A 17,146-nucleotide genomic window follows, 5' to 3' on the forward strand; every position below is an offset into this window, starting at 1 on the left:
AGAACTTCCTGAACTGCGGTGATGGGTGAAAAAATAGGCGCGTGCATTTATTTTTGGCACTCGTTTCAGGTAAATTTCTCGCCATGGAAACAATTGAAAATTTCGTGGCGAATACGCTCAACGAAAATGTGTGGAAGATCATCCCCGTCTTCCTCCTCGCAGCCGGCGCGTACTTCGGCATCCGCACTCTGGTAGTGCAAATCCGCATGATTCCGGACATGTTCCGCTCAGTCAAGGAACCTGCGGTGGGCAAGAGTGGAGAGAACATCTCTGCTTTCCAGGCATTCAGTATCTCTGCGGCGTCTCGCGTGGGTACAGGCAATGTGGTGGGTGTGGCCATCGCGATTACCCTCGGCGGACCGGGTGCAGTGTTCTGGATGTGGATAGTCGCCCTGGTCGGCGGCGCAACCGCTTTTGTTGAGGCCACTTTGGCTCAGCTGTGGAAGTCCCGCGACAAGGAGGGGTATGTCGGTGGCCCGGCGTACTACATGACGAAGGGGCTGGGAGCGAAGCCGCTGGCGCTAATCTTCGGCATCGCCATCACCATCACCTATGGCTTTGTGTACAATGCCGTGCAGACCAACTCCATCGCGGAGGCCGCGGGTTCCTCCCTGCACTCCCTGAACCCCAATATTGCGCCCGATGCCACCTGGCTGAAGATCGCTACGGGCCTGCTGGTGGCCGCGCTGACCGCGTTGGTGATCTTCGGTGGCGTGAAGCGTATCGCCAACGCCACCCAGGTGATCGTGCCGCTGATGGCTACCGCTTACATTCTGCTGGGTGTGGTGGTGCTGTCCATGAATATCACTGAGGTTCCGGGCATGTTCGGAACGATCGTCGAGCACGCCCTGGGCATCAAGGAGATCGCCGGTGCCACCTTGGGCGCAGCGTTCATGAACGGCATGCGCCGTGGTCTGTTCTCCAACGAGGCCGGCCAGGGCTCCGCCCCGAACGCAGCAGCTACCGCTGCTGTGTCTCACCCTGTAAAGCAGGGCCTGGTGCAGACTCTGGGCGTATATTTTGACACCCTGATTGTTTGTACCATCACCGCCTTCATCATTCTGCTTTCTGACCCGGCCTACGGCGAAGGCGTGCAGACGGCCAACCTGACTCAGAGTGCACTGTCCGCCGAGGTAGGCGAGTGGGGTACTCACTTCATCACGATCATTCTGTTCTTCCTGGCGTTTTCCTCTGTGCTGGGCAACTACTACCTTGCCCAAGCCAACGTGGAGTACTTCACCAAGTCCAAGGCGAAGCTGAATACCTTCCGTGTACTTGTTGTCCTCTGTGTCTTCGGCGGTGCCATCGGCACGGTGCCGCTGGTGTGGTCCTTGGCTGACACTTTTGCGGCCACGATGGTCCTGATTAACCTCTGCGCAATCGTTCCGCTGGGTGGTGTGGCCATCAAGCTGCTGCGCGACTTCTCCCAGCAGAAGGCCGCGGGCCTGGATCCGATCTTCCACCGCGACAGCCTGCCGGAGCTTAAGAACGTCGAGTGCTGGGATGGCACGGACCCGGAGTGCCAGCGCCGCGAGGCTCATAACGGAGCAATAACCAACTAGTTGCGGATGAAATCGCCTGCACTTACCAGGAAACTCGCTACGTTCACGCTTGTCGGCGTGGTCGGGGCGTGCTTCGACTTCGGGACGAGGACACTGCTGCTCAATCTCGGAGTCATTGGCTTCGTCGCGCGCGCTTGCAGTTACATTGTGGGAAGCACGGTTGCCTACTACCTCAACAGCTTTTTCACGTTCCAGGGGGATCGTTCAGGAGCTGAGAAGGCTCGTGCCGCGGTGGTTTACACCATTTGCTTCATAACAGCAGTTGTCGTAGATGCTCTGATGCGACATTGGGGAGCAGATCTACCACACGCACTGTTCTGGTCGTGGTTCGTTTCCCAGGCCGTCGCTACGGTTCTCAACTTCGTGTTGCAAAACACTTGGGTGTTTAGGGCGCAGGAAGCTGCTTAGCGCCGGATCGCTTTGATAGCATCAAGCAATGCACTTAAAGTCGTTGACGCTCAAAGGATTCAAGTCCTTCGCGTCCGCGACGACCCTGAAACTAGAGCCAGGCATTTGCGCCGTGGTGGGGCCAAATGGCTCCGGAAAATCCAATGTCGTGGATGCCTTGGCATGGGTCATGGGGGAGCAGGGGGCGAAGACCCTGCGCGGCGGGAAAATGGAAGACGTCATCTTCGCCGGAACGGGGGACCGCAAGCCACTGGGGCGCGCGGAAGTCACACTGACCATCGACAACTCTGATGGCAAACTACCCATCGAGTACTCCGAGGTTTCCATCACCCGTCGCATGTTCCGCGACGGGGCCTCGGAGTACGAGATCAACGGAGCTAAAGCCCGTTTGATGGACATCCAGGAGCTACTCAGCGATTCCGGCATCGGCCGCGAAATGCACGTGATCGTCGGACAAGGCCGACTATCGCAGATCCTGGAATCCCGCCCCGAAGAACGCCGTGCCTTCATCGAGGAGGCCGCGGGTGTGCTGAAGCATCGGCGTCGAAAAGAAAAGGCGCAGCGCAAGCTCGTTAACATGCAGGCCAACCTCGACCGCCTGCACGACCTGACCGATGAGCTGCGCAAACAGCTCGGGCCACTCGCGCGGCAGGCAGAAGCTGCGCAGAAGGCGTCTGCGGTACAGGCCACCATCCGCAGTACACGCGTGCAGCTGGCCGCGCACAACGTCAAGCAGCTATCAGAGGAACTCAACGATTCCACGCGCCGCAGTGAGCTACTGGCCGAACAGCGCGCCGAAGTACAGGCGGAGCTGGAGGAACACAGCGAAACACTCGCCGTGACGGAAGAGGAACTGCGCACCGCCCTGGAGGAAGCCGAGGCGGCGAAGAACCTCTGGTACCGGCTATCCGCGGTGCAGGAAAAGAACTCCGCCACTCTGCGTATTGCCAGCGACCGTGCAGAACAGGCTCAGGTTGCTGAATGGTCCGGTCCGGACCCGCAGGAGCTGCTGGAACGTGCCGAGCGCGCCGCCGAAGAACAGGCGGAGCTTGAAGAGAACGTCGAGATCGCGGCCGAAAAACTGGAAACCATCGCCGAACAGGTCGCCGAAGCCGAGGAAGCAGCTCGCGCTGCCGAGCAAGAACACTTTGCACAAGTCCGCGCCATCGCCGATCGACGCGAGGGCGTGGTTCGCCTGCTGGCTCAGCACGAGGCCGCCGCTACTCAGCGCGACAACGCCGTCGCGGAGGTCGAGCGACTGCAGGATAGCGCCGCCGAGCAACAGGAAACTCTCGACGGGTTGCTAGAAGACATCACGGAAGCCGAGGAAGCTCTGCGCGAAACCGAGGCCTCCGGGGGCGACCTGGAGGAAACCCGCGCCCAGGCCGACCGCGAGGCCGCCGGAGCAGAAGAGCGTGCCGAACAACTCCGCGCCGAGCAGCTCCAACTAGAGCGCGATATTGCAACCGCCGAAGCCACCATCGCCGCCTGGCAAGACCGACTGACCCCCACCGATGGCGCTGCGGTTGTCGTCCGCGCTGCCGACAAGCAGGGCATCGCTACTCGCCGCCTAGCCGAGCACCTGCATATTCGCGACGGATGGGGTGCCGCCGCGGCCGCAGTGTTGGGCGATGCGGCGAGCTCGGGAATTGTCGCCCCTCTTTCCGACGCCCTCATCTCCGCCCTCACTGATGCCCGCGAAGGCCGCGCGGTGCTGTTGGATCCTACGACTCCAGAAGGTGCAGAGGGGACGGGGGCAACCTTCCGCCTGGAAACCGAGGTGTCTGCGGGGACATGGCTACTTGACCTGATGGACGTTCCCCACGATCTGCTGCGGCCCCTGACCGCTCTGCTGGTGGATGTTGTGGCAGTGGACAGCGCCAGTGATGCACGCAAGGTTGTAGCCGCCGACCCGCGCCTGCGAGCCGTGACGAAGGACGGTTCCGTCTACGGCGCCGGCTGGGTCGCCAGCGGCTCTGGCGGCACGACCCCTGTCGAGTTGGCGGATAGAATCGCGGCGGAAACAGAGGGCGTCACCAAGAAAAAGAAGGAACTAGACGACCTGCAGGCAGCGCTGTCTGGCGCACTCGATGCGGCAAGTGATTTACGTACTGCCGCGGCTGCGGCGCGTGCGGCAGAACAAGAACACAGGGCGTTGCGCGATGCGGCGGCCAAGCGCCTCAGTGCGCTGCAAAAACAGGGCGAGGCCGCACAACGCCAACTTGAGCGCAGCACCGCCGAGCAACAGTCCGCCGAGCAGCGCCTGGCACAGGCCACCGAACAGCTCGACGAGCTGGCCGATCGCGTGGCGCGAGTCGATGACGAGGAACACACCACCGAACCCTCGTCGGCTGAGCGCGATGCCGCCGCATTGCATCTATCACAGGTCAAGGCAATGGAAATGGAGGCGCGCTTAGCGCAGCGCACGGCGGAGGAGCGCGCCCAATCCACTCGCGGCAAGGCTGAGAACCTACGGCGGCAAGCCCGGGCGGAAGAGGCCGCGCGCAAGCACCACCAACAGCAACAAGTACGCCGTGCCGCCGCGCGCGAAATGGCCACCTGCGTGCGCGAGCAGGCGCAGCGAATCGCCGACCGAATCAGCGACGCGCTGGCCACCGCCGAGACCAACCGCTCGCACACCGAGCAAGCGCACAAGCAGTGGCAGACCACGATGGCACAGCAGCGCGACAAGGTCTCTGCCCTGACCGCGCAGCTGGGGCGAATGAACGACAACGCGCACACCGCCGAGCTGGCGCGTACTCAGGCGCAGGTGAAGATCGAGCAAGCCGTGGCGGGTGCAATGGAGCAGCTGGGGCTTACCGCCGAGCAGCTACTGGCCGAAGAACTGCCAGAAGATTTCGACGCGACCGCCACCAAGGCCGAGCTAAAGAAGGCGGAGAAGGCGCTGAACTCGCTGGGCAAGGTGAACCCCCTGGCGCTGGAGGAGTTCAAGGCGCTGGAGGAACGCTACAGCTTCCTGGCCCAGCAGCTGGACGATGTGGAGCGGGCTCGCAATGACTTGCACGAGGTCATCGCCGACGTGGATGCCACGATCCTGCAGCTGTTCACCGAGGCGTGGGAGGACGTTGAGGTGGCCTTCCCGCAGGTATTCAGCACCCTGTTTCCGGGTGGCGCAGGCCGGTTGGTGCTGACCGACCCGGATGACATGCTGACTACCGGCATTGAGGTCGAAGCCCGCCCGCCGGGCAAGAAGGTCAAGCGCCTGTCGCTGCTGTCGGGTGGCGAGAAGTCCCTGACGGCACTGGCGATGTTGGTGGCCATCTTCAAGGCACGCCCGAGTCCGTTCTACGTGATGGACGAGGTCGAGGCCGCGCTGGACGACGTGAACCTGCGGCGCCTGATCGCCCTGTTCGAGGAGCTGCGGAAGGATTCGCAGCTGATCGTGATTACCCACCAGAAACCCACCATGGATGTGGCGAATGTTCTCTATGGCGTGACCATGCGCGGCGACGGTGTGACCAGGGTGATTTCGCAGAGGATGGCTCCCGAGAAGACCGGCTGAGCCCTCGCGTAGGATGGTCGCGTGAGTTCCAGTGAGAAGATTCCAGCCAGTCCAATCTCCGACCTACAAGATTCCCTCTTGCCATGGGCCTCGTCTACCGAGGCGGCTCTCGCCGGGAAGCTGGCGGAGGTGGAACTCTTCGTAGAACTGGATATCGACGGCGACGAGCTGGAGCGACTGAGTCGCTTCTTTGGCACGTTTATCGCCCGCCAGGTCGCTGCTGGTTCCACCGAAGAGGCTTTGCTGCAGGCATGTCCCGCGCTGACGATTGCCACGTTGCTGTCCCGCGCCGCGCGGTTCAATGAGGTCTCGGAGCTGCCCGCGGAGTACTGGTACGGCCTTGGTTTGGAGCCGACGCCCACACGTACCCAACTGATCGAGGGACGCTTCGCAGAGCTGCTTTCCGCCGCCGGGCTGGATCCGATGGATGCCGTATCCGGAGGGCCAGATGGCGAACTCGGACGTTTGTTCGCTCACGTTGGCATTGCCTCGGACTGGGTGCCCGAGTTGATCGAGCTGGTGGAAAATCGACGGGCGGAAGACACCGATGCAACCCCTTCCAGCATCGCCGAGGGGATCGTCGCCGAGTTGGCTGACGAACCCCGCCAAGTTGGTCCACTGTGCGCCACGCTGCCTCAGACCGCAGAGAAACTGATCGCTCCGATCGTGGAGGTCGTCTCCCATGCCGCTGTCCACCCCGATACTTGGGAATACACCCTCCCGCCAGTGGAGCTACCGGCACTCATCCAGGAGGATGTGATTGAGGAGCTGCGGGAAAGGCCGGTAGGCACGCAGGATCGGCGTCATAGCGTGGGAGTGGCGCACCGCGAAGATCAGCCGCGCCTACAGCTAGACACACTCCGACAGCGCGTTGTGCTGCGACTTCCCGCACAGTCCCTGGAAACCGGGGGACAGGTACACACTGAGGTGCGTTGGCGAGTCGACTTCGATGGTGCGCCCGCGGCGTTTCGCACGATGCACGCCGACAACGCCGGGAGGGCGGTTTCCGAGATCCTGGATATTCCCGTCCGCCAGCCGCTGCGCAAGGTGAGCGTTCGCAACGCCAACGACGGCCAGCACTGGCAGCTGCCGCTGGTCGATACCGAAGATCCAGTACTGGTATTCACCATTCGCGGCGCGGACCTGACAGGGCGCGTGTCCCTGCACCACCAACAGGTCTATGTAGTCGTGCCCGCCGAGACCACGGCGGTGGATCCGGTGACCGGGGCGGACATCCCGGTGATGGAAGAACAACCCATGAAGAGTTGGAGCGGCTGGGTTATTCGCCTGCTGGACCTCAGCGAATGCCTGAGTCTGCACATCGCCAAGCCCGGTGAACATAGCCCCTCCATGGCTGGAGTGCGCGCGGTGGATCCGCGCCAGCGCGCCCAGTTCGTGGAGCCCGATGACGTGGTCGGTGGCGTGGAGACCACTAGCGGTAAGGTCATCCACTCCGAAAGCCTGCAAGTAGAGTTCCCACCGACAATCTCCGGTGCGGAGGAGATCTGGTACCTGTCGGTATCGTCTTATGCGGGACCAGGCGAAACCGGCGAGGCGGTATCTGAGGAAGAACCGCTGGAAGTGCCAGCGGAAGGCGGCGTATTCGACGTCTTTGACCCCGAGGCGTGGGATAGCCCTTGGGTGGGCGAGTACCTGGTGCGTCTGCGTGGCCCCCGCAACGAATCCTTCCGTCACGAATACGCCCTGGTGGAGGGGCTTTCTCTGGAGATGGAGTTCGGCGGCCCCAGCACCCAAACCCGCCTGCCCATGGCTGGAGGCTTAAGCCCCGTGACAGTGCGCTTGATGCCAGGGGAAAAGCCCTTCGAGAAAATTTCGCCGCAGAAACTCGGCCCCACGGATCGCTTTAGCACGACCGTCGTGGAGACCGAGGCCGGCGACGCGTTGCCCGTCATCGTGAAGCCTTCCCGACTGCGCTACCAACTGACGATGCGGGGCGAAGCCCCGATGTGGCGCACCGATCCCATTGAAATCTCCGCCCGTGCGATCGACACCCAAACCCGGTTCCGCGTGCGCCCCGGGTTGCGCCCAGGTATGGGTTCGAAGGCGGAAAACCTGGCTCTCATGGGGGACGCACGCGTAGTGATCCGCAACCACCACGGCGCGCCGGTGCGCACCCTGAAACTACAAACCATCGACGAGGTGACCTGGTTCGTAGACCTCGCCAGTGCAGAAGCCTCCCTAGCCACGATGGCCTCTGGATCCATCGAACTGGAGTTTGTCGAAGACCGTCGCGTGAGTGTGCGTTTGGCGCGCATCGTGCCTGCCTTTAACTACACGGCCGACGTCGATGGCTCCACGCTGCGTATTCTGAGTGATTCCGAGGACGTGCCTGTGCAATTCGGCGCCCCAGGTGCTGGAGCTTGGGTGTGGCCAAACACCGCCCCCTGGCAAGCGGCATCCTTCGTGGAACTGACTGCCGCCCCCAAGGGGAGCGCGGCCATCGCACACGGCGAGCTTCCCGCAGATCTAGTGGGCGCAGGTCCTTTGAGCGTGCAGCTATTCGGCCGGGATCGCTTTAACTACCTTCGCGCACCCGTCGCCGCCGGCCCGCACAGTGCAGTTGCCGAGGCCGAGGGCTACTACGGTGCTGGCGCCGAAGGCAGTGGACTAGATGGCGAAACTGATCCGTGGGTGCAGCTCTCTGCCTTCCTGGCGGGGGAGTCCGACCAGCTTCCCTGCGACGCAGCCACCTTGTCCACGCTGTGGGACGTGCAGGCCGGCTGGCTGCGCGGACGCTTCGACGTGCTGGATAAGCTGCGTACGGCGCTGACGAACAATCCCCGCGAGTCCGTCCACGCCATGTCCCAATCTCTCGTGTCCGCGGCGGATCGTCCCGCCCAGTTCATCCTGTCCGGGCTGGTTCACTCCACCTTGGTGGGAGCCGACGTCGAACGCTCGAACACCCCGTGGATCGCAGCCCTTGAGGTTTTGGGCGACCTATCGCTGGTGGATACCGAGGGGGCGTCAGAAGAGAAAGAACAAGACAAGCGCCTAAAAGAAGAGCTTAAGAAGATCGCCGGGCAACCTGTAGTGCAAACGGTGGATACCGGCCGCGATGTGTCCCTGGATACAGCCTGCATCGACAACACGACCGTGCAGATCGCGCACATGGACCCCGCGCAGCAAAAGGCCGTGCTGGATATGTTCTTCGGTAAGGCCGGTGTGGTGCCTGGAGCTTTGAGCGAAGAAAATAGTCGCCTGATCGCTGTGTTTGAGACTTTCAATAAGCGGCAGGAGCTCTCCGAGCTGCTGGGTGATCCGGAGCTCATGAAGACCGCCGTAACCCTTCTGCGTAAGGTCAAGGCAGCCAACCGTCAGCTGTACTTGTCTGCACGCGTGCGCTTCGACAAGCTCGACGGAGTAGATACCGACAACCCGGAAAACCGTTGGGCATTGGCTCCCGTGATTTCCATGGTGTTCGCTCTGGCTACGCGCATGTACGCACACAAGAAGATGTCCAGCCTCGGCAAGCTGCTCAGTGCCTACCCCGGATGGGCTGCCATGGCGCGCTTGGTTCCGGACCTGGTAACCGGAGATATTGTGATGGCAGATGCGATGGTGCGCGGCGTGTTTGGCCCAACCGTATAGGTGGAAGTGCATAATTCGTTGAGTGAATGTTTATCGCAGAAACGCTCAATGGAGAAGCGATAGAACACAGGTTGACGCAGCGACCCCGGAGTTCTTCCCGCGTTTTATCGGCACCATCCTGTGCGCCTATGCCCTGATAGCACTGGTGCTCAGCATATCCACGGCAGCGCGCGTGCACGTCCGCCACCTGCTGGTGGTGATGGACAACGTCTTTCTCCCCGTACCGGTGCCCTCCGTCGCATGGTCCGCCGCACTATTGGTGCTGGGAGTCGGGCTATACAAAGCAAAGCGCGCTGCCTGGGTGGTGGCGGTTGCCGCGCTGCTGGTTCTCAACGTTAGTAACGTCATCCTCCTGTGCCTGCCGCAGTACTTCGACGAAGGCCCGCAGTGGGCGCACTCGCTGTTTATTACTGGCATGGGCGTGCAGCTCCTGCTGTTAATTTTGATGCTGCGGCAGCGCAGGGACTTCTACACTCACACCGTGAAGGGAGCAATCCTCACTGCGTTTCTGGTGTGGCTTGGAGGCACCGTTGCGGTTTTCCTTATTGCCCTGGTGCTGGTGCACTTCTTCCACGGCGACCTAGCACCGGAATGGAGCACACTGTGGGCTTTGAACCACTCCGCCGGTTTCTCCCTGTTTAACCACACCTACGTAGTCGGGCATCCGCCGAAGTTCGTGAGCTTCCTCGTTTCCGCCCTCGCGGCACTGGTGTTGCTGGTGGCTGGGCTGCTGTTGCTGCGCTCGCACCGTGACGAGTTCGGTATCAGCGCCGAGGATGAAAAAGCCATACGCGCCCTCATTCGACGCTTCAACGCCAACGACTCCCTGGCATACTTCGCTACCCGGCGCGATAAGTCAGTTGTGTATGAGCCTAAAGGCCGGGCAGCGGTGACGTACCGCATCGAGGCTGGCGTCTGCCTGGCGTCAGCTGACCCGATTGGCGATCCCAGGTACTGGGATGAGGCAATCGTCGCCTGGTTGGAACGCGCACGGTCATTTGGATGGGTGCCCGCTGTGATGGGGGCGTCCGAACCAGGAACGAGAGCCTACGAAAGACACGGGCTGAGCTCGATCCACCTGGGGGACGAGGCCGTCATCGATACACAGCACTTCCACCTATCCGAACTGCGTGAGGTTCGGCAAGCGCGGGCGCACGCGCACAAGGCTGGGGTGCGCGTGCGGATTCGCCGCCACGGCGAGCTCAGCGCCGAAGAGATGCAGCACGTCGAAGAACTTGCCGACAAATGGCGCGACACCACCGACGAACGTGGTTTCTCTATGGCGCTGGGAAGGTTAGGCGATCCGCAGGATAAAGACTGCCTGTTGGCCGAGGCGCTGGTGGGCGAAGAAACAGTGGCGGTGCTTTCGTTTATCCCGTGGGGTCTAAGCGGTGCCTCGCTGGACCTTATGCGCCGCAGTCCTAAGGCACCGAATGGCACGGTCGAGGCAATGATCGTCGCGTTGTGTACAGAGGCGAACCTGCAGAAGCTCTCTCTTAACTTTGCTGTTTTCCGTGAGCTGTTCGCCAGCGAAGATGCCGTGGCCGTGGGGCCGATTCGCAGGCAAGCGCGTCGGGTGCTGTCGTATTTGTCGAAGTGGTGGCAGATGGAAACGCTGTACCGCTCTAACCAGAAGTACAAGCCCGTCTGGATTCCACGTTATGTGTGTTATCCGGATTCGCTGTCGATGGCGCGCGTCGGTTTCGCCTCCGGCATTGCCGAGGGCTTCGTGCCGACGGTGGGTGCGCTTTTCAGCCGCTCTGAAGAGACACACCGTGAGCAGGCGGCCACCGGCCAACCGGAGGCTGCCCAGGCGTTGAACTACGTGGAGCAGCTCACGGATGCCAATAAAAAGTCCGCCAGTGAGCAAACTGCGGTGCGTATCAGGAAGGCCATGGCGTTGCGGGTGGCAGGCGCGGAGCCGTGGCCTGTCGCGGAGCGGGCCGATGATGGTTCTGCCCTTGCCCTTACTCAGTGTGTCGAGGTTGCAGAGGGTAGTGACGCCACCGGTGCCGGGGAATTGCGGGTAGCAGGAAGGATCGTGGCGAAGCGCGACTTCGGTGCGCTGACATTTATTGACCTCCGTGATGCGTCGGGGAAGTGCCAGATCATTGTGGAGGCGCCGGAGGAGAAACTCAGCGCACGTGTCCGGGCACTGGATCTAGGTGACCTGATTGCGGCGACGGGTACTCGCGGGCAGTCGCGTTCCGGTGAGCCTTCGCTGCTGGTGCGCAGTATCGACATTGAGGCAAAGGGGCTGCACCCCTTGCAGCGCCGGGGCGCTGGCATTGTGGAGGTCAATGAGCGTCTGCGTGCTCGCAGCGTGGTGAATGCCGCGATCCGCAGTACCTTGGATGGGCTGGGTTTTGTGGAGGTGGAAACACCGATCCTGCAGCGTGTCCACGGTGGCGCCAATGCGCGACCTTTTAAGACTCGTAGTAATGCGGCCAACCAGGATCTTTATCTGCGCATTGCACCGGAGTTGTATTTGAAGCGGTTGCTGACCCAGGGGGCGGAGCGGGTATACGAGCTGGGACGCGTGTTCCGTAACGAAGGGGTGGATGCAACGCACAACCCGGAGTTCACCACGGTGGAGGCGTATGAGGCGCACGGTGACTATGAGACGATGCGGGTGGTGGCTCAGCGAATCATCCAAGCTGCCGCGACTGCCTACCGGGGCGAGCCAGTGGTGATGGATCCGCAGGGCAATGAGGTGAGTATCGCTGGGGACTTCCCAGTGAAGACCGTCTACGGGGCCATTAGCGAAAAAGTCGACCAGGCTGTCACCCCGGATACTGAGTTCGAGACGCTGTTGGAGCTTTGTGCGGCCCATGGCATTGCCACCCAACCGGGGTGGGATGCAGGCGAGATTGTGCAGGAAATCTATGAACAGTTGGTGGAGTGCACAACCACTACGCCGACGTTTTACACGGATTTTCCGACGAGCGTATCCCCATTGACTCGCCAGCACCGCAGCCAGCCTGGCGTGGCCGAGCGCTGGGATTTGGTGGCCTGGGGAGTGGAACTTGGCACAGCGTATTCGGAGCTCACCGACCCGCTGGAACAACGCGATCGCCTGGAAGCTCAGTCATTGAAGGCAGCAGGTGGCGACCCGGAGGCGATGGAAGTCGATGAGGCCTTCCTGGATGCTCTAGAAAACGGCATGCCACCAACTGGTGGCCTGGGCCTGGGCGTGGACCGGCTTATCATGCTGCTGACCGGCCGCTCGATCCGCGGAGTGCTTAGCTTTCCAGCCCACCCCGGCGGACAATAAACGGAAAGGCTAGTTTGAGGCCGGATCGCCAGGTCTTGAAGTTATGCCCGCCATCGACCTCGCTGTAGCTCGCTTTCATTCCCGCGTTCACTGCCACTTTGTGAAGGTGCTTGAGGTCGCTGGTGGCCTCCGAGTCGGCGCGCCCGGCAATAAACATGCCCGCGGTGCGCGGGTACTTGTGTTTCTTCATGAGGTCCTCGGGGTTGTGCGCCTTGAACCTCACTTCCGATCCACCGAAGAAGTCCTGCACAGTGGAGTCGTGTCCGATCCCGTCGTCGGGAGTCCGCTCGCCGGAGATGTCGACGAAACTGCCGTAGACATCCGGGTGGTTTGTTATGACCTGCAATGAGCAGGTTCCCCCGTAGGAAAGCCCACCGAGGGTCCAGGTGTGCTGGTCGGGGTTGGGGGAGAGGTTCTGTTGGATCCAGTGGGGCAGATCCACCGTCAGGTAGGTTTGCACTTTGCCCTTGTTCGAGTCGGTGCACACTGGATTTTCCCATGTTCCACCCGTCGCATCGGCAGAAATGATGATCGGTGCCGCACCATCGTGCTGCTGTTGGTATTTGCGGGCGACGGTGTTGGCGTCACCGGTGTCGAACCATTGGTCGGGATCTCCTGGAATGCCCGCCAGCAGCACGAGCACAGGCAGTTGCGGCCGCGGGGAGCTGAACCAGGCCGGTGGCAGGTACACGCGCATGTCGCGTGCGTGAAACTGAGATTTTTCCTTCGGTGCCGAGACGTTGAGCATGCTGCCCTCCGTAGGGAGGTTGTCATGCCGTGCCTTGCGCCATTCCTTCAGCGGGATTGACTGCGCTTTCGGGAGTTCGTCCACGCTATTAAAGGTTCGCAGCTCGACTGGGTCTACCTCTCCGACGTCCGGATAGAGTTCATAGGACTGATTTGCCACTGCCGCGCCGCCGACGGCGAGTACCGCGACGAGCAGTAGCGTCCAGATCTTTTTTATTGACGCCTTTACGCACCATGCGGCCATGTTTCCAGCAAGGATGATGGCGGCTGCGCCTAGCACGAGGCGTATTCCGATTTCTGACCACGGAGTGGTGGTGCCCCACAGCAACGCCGCGAGGCCGCCACAGGTCAGAACTACGGTCACGATAATGGACCAGATAATTGCCCTCTTGCGACGTCCCGGGGGATCGTTGGGAAGTGAAAAGTGAAGCGCAATGAGGGTACTGAGAATCAGGAACCAAGTGATTACTTCCGGCCAGGTTCCGGTGAGGGGGATGCTGCGAACATACTCAGGCACGAAGTCACATCTTAGACCGAAAGTGGAAAAACAAGATATGAGTCGGCATCGATGCTGAAGTTCTGATTCACTGGAGGCTATGAATACTGTTGTGATGTGGGTCCTTATTGGACTTTTGGTTCTTGCCATTATCGTGGCGATTCTCGTTGTTCTGGGGCTACGCCGGAAGAAGGCGAAGCAGGTCTCCTTTGAAAAGAAGGAGGAGATCGAGCAGAAGAAGCCAAGCAGCGGCGATTACAAGGCGCAGGGTGGCTTCAACTTCACCGCTGGTGGTGGGGAAGCCAAGCAGCCGGAGTTGCGGCCTGACCAGGAGCTGAAGCAGTCGGCACCAACTCCGGAACCAACCCCCGAACCGGCACCAACCCCAGAACCGGAAGCTCCGAAGTCGGTGCCCACCCCGGCACCTGTGGCAGAACCCGAGCCAACTGAAGAGCCGGAGCCCACTGAGGAACCAGAACCCACTGAGGAACCAGTAGAAACGCCCGAGCCGGAACCGGTGCCAGAACCGGAACCGGTGGAAGAAACCACACCAGAAGAGCCCGCACCAGAAGAGCCCGCACCAGCGGAGCAGCGCGAGGAGATCGCCCCAGTGCAGGGGCGCCTGGGCAAGCTGCGTGGCCGCATGTCCAAGTCCCAGAACGTCATCGGTCGTGGCGTGCTGGGTATCTTGAGCGCCGGTGACCTAGACGAAGACGCATGGGAGGAAATTGAAGACACCCTCCTTATGGCCGACTTAGGTACCCCGACGACCATGAAGGTTGTTGATGACCTTCGCGAGCGCATCGCAATCAATGGCGTATCCAGCGAGCAGGAAGCTCGCGCCATGCTCCGTGAAGCGCTCATTGATGCCTGCAAGCCGGACATGGATCGCTCCATTAAGGCCATGCCCTACGACGGCAAACCAGCGGTGATCATGGTGGTGGGCGTCAACGGAACTGGCAAGACCACCACCACAGGCAAGCTGTCGCGTGTGCTCATCGGTATGGGACACAAGGTGCTTCTGGGTGCGGCCGATACGTTCCGTGCGGCTGCAGCTGATCAGCTAGAGACCTGGGGGCGTCGAGTAGGGGCAGAAACAGTCCGTGGCGCCGAGGGCGCAGACCCCGCATCCGTGGCCTTCGACGCAGTGGCGAAGGGCATCGACGCGGGCGTAGACGTCGTACTTGTCGATACCGCCGGTCGCCTGCACACCAGCGTCGGCCTGATGGATCAGCTGGGCAAGGTCAAGCGCGTGGTGGAAAAGAAGGCCAAGGTCGACGAAGTACTGCTGGTGCTGGATGCAACTGTCGGCCAGAACGGCCTCATGCAGGCGCGCACGTTCCGCGAGGTTGTGGACATCTCCGGCGTGGTTCTCACCAAGCTCGACGGCACTGCCAAGGGCGGCATTGTCTTCCAGGTGCAAGAAGAGCTCGGCGTGCCCGTGAAGATGGTGGGCCTTGGCGAGGGCGCGGACGACCTTGCCCCCTTCGAAGTGGAAAGCTTCGTGGACGCACTCTTGGGCTAGAACCTTTGTGGGCTAGAACCCCGCTGGGGTAGAAAAACCACCCCGCCGGGCAGCTTCCATACAAAAAATTTTTTAAGTCAACCCCGCATGTGTGACGCGTGCGGGGTTGATTGCGTTTTTGGGTCAGAAATCCAGTGATCTGCGTCTCAAAAATTTTTTAAGCTACCGAATGCGTAATCGGGACTGCTTAGTCTTTGCCTCACAAGTGCTGAGACTCACAGATATGGATGAAACCATGACCCCAGACCAACTTGTACTTTCCTCCGGAAATTCAGCGTGGATGCTCATCAGCGCGTCGCTGGTGCTGCTCATGACCCCCGGACTCGCATTGTTCTACGGCGGAATGACGGGACGCCGTCAAGTCCTGAACATGATGATGATGTCCTTCGGTGTGATGGCCCTCGTCCCCGTCCTGTACGTACTGTGGGGCTGGTCAATGTCCTACGCGGGCGAGGACATCGCGGGGTTGTTCGGTAACCCCTTCACCGCATTCGGACTTTCTGGCCAATTTTTTGACGCCGCGGGCCAGCCCATCGAAGGTGCGAACGGCTACCCGAATGCCATCGACATTGGCTTCCAAGTAACCTTCGCCATCATTTCCACTGCAATCATCTCCGGTGCGCTAGCGGGGCGCGTGAAGTTCGCCGCTTGGTTGGCCTTCGCAGGCGCCTGGGTCACGTTGGTGTACTTCCCTCTGGCCCACATGGTGTGGGGCGGTGGCCTGCTTGGCGATGGTGAGCGTTCCATCGCCGCATGGATGTTCGGCACGACCGAAGGGGAGGCCACAATCGCCCCGATCGACTTCGCCGGTGGCACTGTAGTGCACATTTCCGCGGGTACGGCAGCGTTCGTTTTGGCGCTGATCGTCGGTAAACGAGCCGGTTTCCCAACGAAGGTGGGGCGCCCTCACAATCTGCCGATGGTGATGCTCGGCACGGCGCTGCTGTGGTTCGGATGGTACGGCTTCAACGGAGGCTCGGCGTTCGCCGCGGATGGTATTGCGGGGATTTCCTGGGTGAACACTACTGTCGCAGCCTCAGCTGCGATGCTCGGATGGATGTGCTGTGAGACGATCCGCGACCGCGCCGCAACGTCGCTAGGCATTGCCTCTGGCGCCGTCGCAGGGTTAGTCTCGATCACCCCGGCAGCGGGAACGTTGACGCCGCTGACCTCCATCATTCTCGGATTCGTAGGTGGCGTCATCGCATGTATGGCTATCGGGCTTAAATACCGCTTCGGGTACGACGATTCCCTCGACGTTGTCGGCGTACACCTAGCCGCTGGACTGTGGGGAACCGTTGGGTTGGCACTATTGTCCAAGGACAATGGGCTGCTCACCGGCGGTGGAAAGGATGGCCTCAAGCTACTGGCTGTGCAGATCGTGATCGCTGTCGTGGCGATGGTAGTTTCCGGTGTGATTACGTATCTGCTGGCGCTGCTTATTAAGGCCACCATCGGCTGGAGGGTCGACGACGGAGATGAAGATACGGGCATCGACTTGGTGGAGCACCGCGAGTCCGCCTACGACCTCAAAGTCACATCCAGTTCGCACATCCGTAGTCTGTACAACGCCCCGCACAAGGGAGAAGAAGAATGAAGCTCATCACCGCAGTGATTAAGCCTTTCACACTGCCTGATATCCGGCAGGCACTCGAGTCCATTGAAATCCACGGGTTGACCGTCAGCGAAACTCAAGGCTTTGGCCGTCAGCGCGGACACAGCGAGGTATATCGCGGCGCCGAGTTTGCGTCGGACTTCGTGCCGAAAGTCAAGCTAGAGATCGTCGCGGCAGACGCGTCAGTGGACCGCATCGTCGACGCGATCGTCGGCGCGGCCTGCACCGGAAAAATTGGCGATGGCAAGATCTGGGTCACACCGGTAGACGAGGTGATCCGCGTACGCACCGGCGAGCGCGGGGAGGCCGCACTGTAACATGGCCGGCTGAATGTGACTGTTCCGTTGGCCTCTGGCTAAGCTGGGAGAGTTAAAAGCCACCTTTCGA

The 17,146-nt window shown here is 61.2% G+C and carries 9 protein-coding genes; 8 read left to right on the top strand and 1 reads right to left on the bottom strand.

Annotation, left to right across the window (positions count from 1 at the left end; genetic code table 11):
* The first annotated feature begins 83 nt into the window (after positions 1–83).
* From ACWXWJ_RS00135 to lysX, 5 genes are read left to right on the top strand one after another with little or no spacing between them, the layout of a single operon-like run.
* Positions 84–1,562: an alanine/glycine:cation symporter family protein gene (locus tag ACWXWJ_RS00135; protein WP_473963162.1), complete on the top strand. Its 1,479-nt coding sequence runs from the start codon at positions 84–86 to the stop codon at positions 1,560–1,562.
* Positions 1,563–1,568: 6 nt separating this feature from the next.
* Positions 1,569–1,970 (top strand): GtrA family protein, encoded by a 402-nt coding sequence (locus ACWXWJ_RS00140; RefSeq protein WP_448307579.1) that lies wholly within the window; start codon positions 1,569–1,571, stop codon positions 1,968–1,970.
* Between the two features lie 28 nt (positions 1,971–1,998).
* Positions 1,999–5,493, top strand: coding sequence for a chromosome segregation protein SMC (gene smc / locus ACWXWJ_RS00145; RefSeq protein ID WP_473963163.1), 3,495 nt, complete (start codon positions 1,999–2,001; stop codon positions 5,491–5,493).
* Between the two features lie 21 nt (positions 5,494–5,514).
* Positions 5,515–9,102 carry a hypothetical protein gene (locus ACWXWJ_RS00150; protein ID WP_473963164.1) on the top strand — a complete coding sequence of 1,196 codons (3,588 nt, stop codon included), beginning with the start codon at positions 5,515–5,517 and terminating at the stop codon, positions 9,100–9,102.
* Between the two features lie 22 nt (positions 9,103–9,124).
* Positions 9,125–12,376 carry a bifunctional lysylphosphatidylglycerol synthetase/lysine--tRNA ligase LysX gene (gene lysX, locus ACWXWJ_RS00155; protein ID WP_473963165.1) on the top strand — a complete coding sequence of 1,084 codons (3,252 nt, stop codon included), beginning with the start codon at positions 9,125–9,127 and terminating at the stop codon, positions 12,374–12,376.
* On the opposite strand, the gene ACWXWJ_RS00160 is transcribed toward lysX, so the two are convergent.
* Positions 12,345–13,640: an alpha/beta hydrolase gene (locus ACWXWJ_RS00160; RefSeq protein ID WP_473963166.1), complete on the bottom strand. Its 1,296-nt coding sequence runs from the start codon at positions 13,638–13,640 to the stop codon at positions 12,345–12,347. The two genes, lysX and ACWXWJ_RS00160, sit on opposite strands and share 32 nt — an antisense overlap.
* Positions 13,641–13,719: 79 nt before the next feature.
* Here ACWXWJ_RS00160 and ftsY point away from each other — a divergent pair, with 79 nt between their 5' ends.
* The 3 genes from ftsY (at position 13,720) to ACWXWJ_RS00175 (ending at position 17,076) form a co-directional block, all read left to right on the top strand.
* Entirely contained in the window at positions 13,720–15,144 is a 1,425-nt protein-coding gene (gene ftsY / locus ACWXWJ_RS00165; protein ID WP_473963167.1) for a signal recognition particle-docking protein FtsY, read from the top strand.
* A gap of 235 nt (positions 15,145–15,379) precedes the next feature.
* On the top strand, positions 15,380–16,741 hold the full coding sequence (locus tag ACWXWJ_RS00170; protein WP_473963364.1) for an ammonium transporter: 1,362 nt from the start codon (positions 15,380–15,382) through the stop codon (positions 16,739–16,741).
* Positions 16,738–17,076, top strand: coding sequence for a P-II family nitrogen regulator (locus ACWXWJ_RS00175; RefSeq protein ID WP_448307585.1), 339 nt, complete (start codon positions 16,738–16,740; stop codon positions 17,074–17,076). The genes ACWXWJ_RS00170 and ACWXWJ_RS00175 overlap by 4 nt, the downstream gene beginning before the upstream one ends.
* The last annotated feature ends 70 nt before the right edge of the window (positions 17,077–17,146 follow it).

It is taken from the genome of Corynebacterium sp. p3-SID1761 (genome assembly GCF_055862885.1).

What these genes read in the sequence shown, in the direction of transcription:
- ACWXWJ_RS00135 (WP_473963162.1), top strand. Translation starts at nt 84, where the DNA reads ATGGAAACAATTGAAAATTTCGTGGCGAATACGCTCAACGAAAATGTG.
- ACWXWJ_RS00140 (WP_448307579.1), top strand. Translation starts at nt 1,569, where the DNA reads ATGAAATCGCCTGCACTTACCAGGAAACTCGCTACGTTCACGCTTGTC.
- smc (WP_473963163.1), top strand. Translation starts at nt 1,999, where the DNA reads ATGCACTTAAAGTCGTTGACGCTCAAAGGATTCAAGTCCTTCGCGTCC.
- ftsY (WP_473963167.1), top strand. Translation starts at nt 13,720, where the DNA reads ATGAATACTGTTGTGATGTGGGTCCTTATTGGACTTTTGGTTCTTGCC.
- ACWXWJ_RS00170 (WP_473963364.1), top strand. Translation starts at nt 15,380, where the DNA reads ATGACCCCAGACCAACTTGTACTTTCCTCCGGAAATTCAGCGTGGATG.
- ACWXWJ_RS00175 (WP_448307585.1), top strand. Translation starts at nt 16,738, where the DNA reads ATGAAGCTCATCACCGCAGTGATTAAGCCTTTCACACTGCCTGATATC.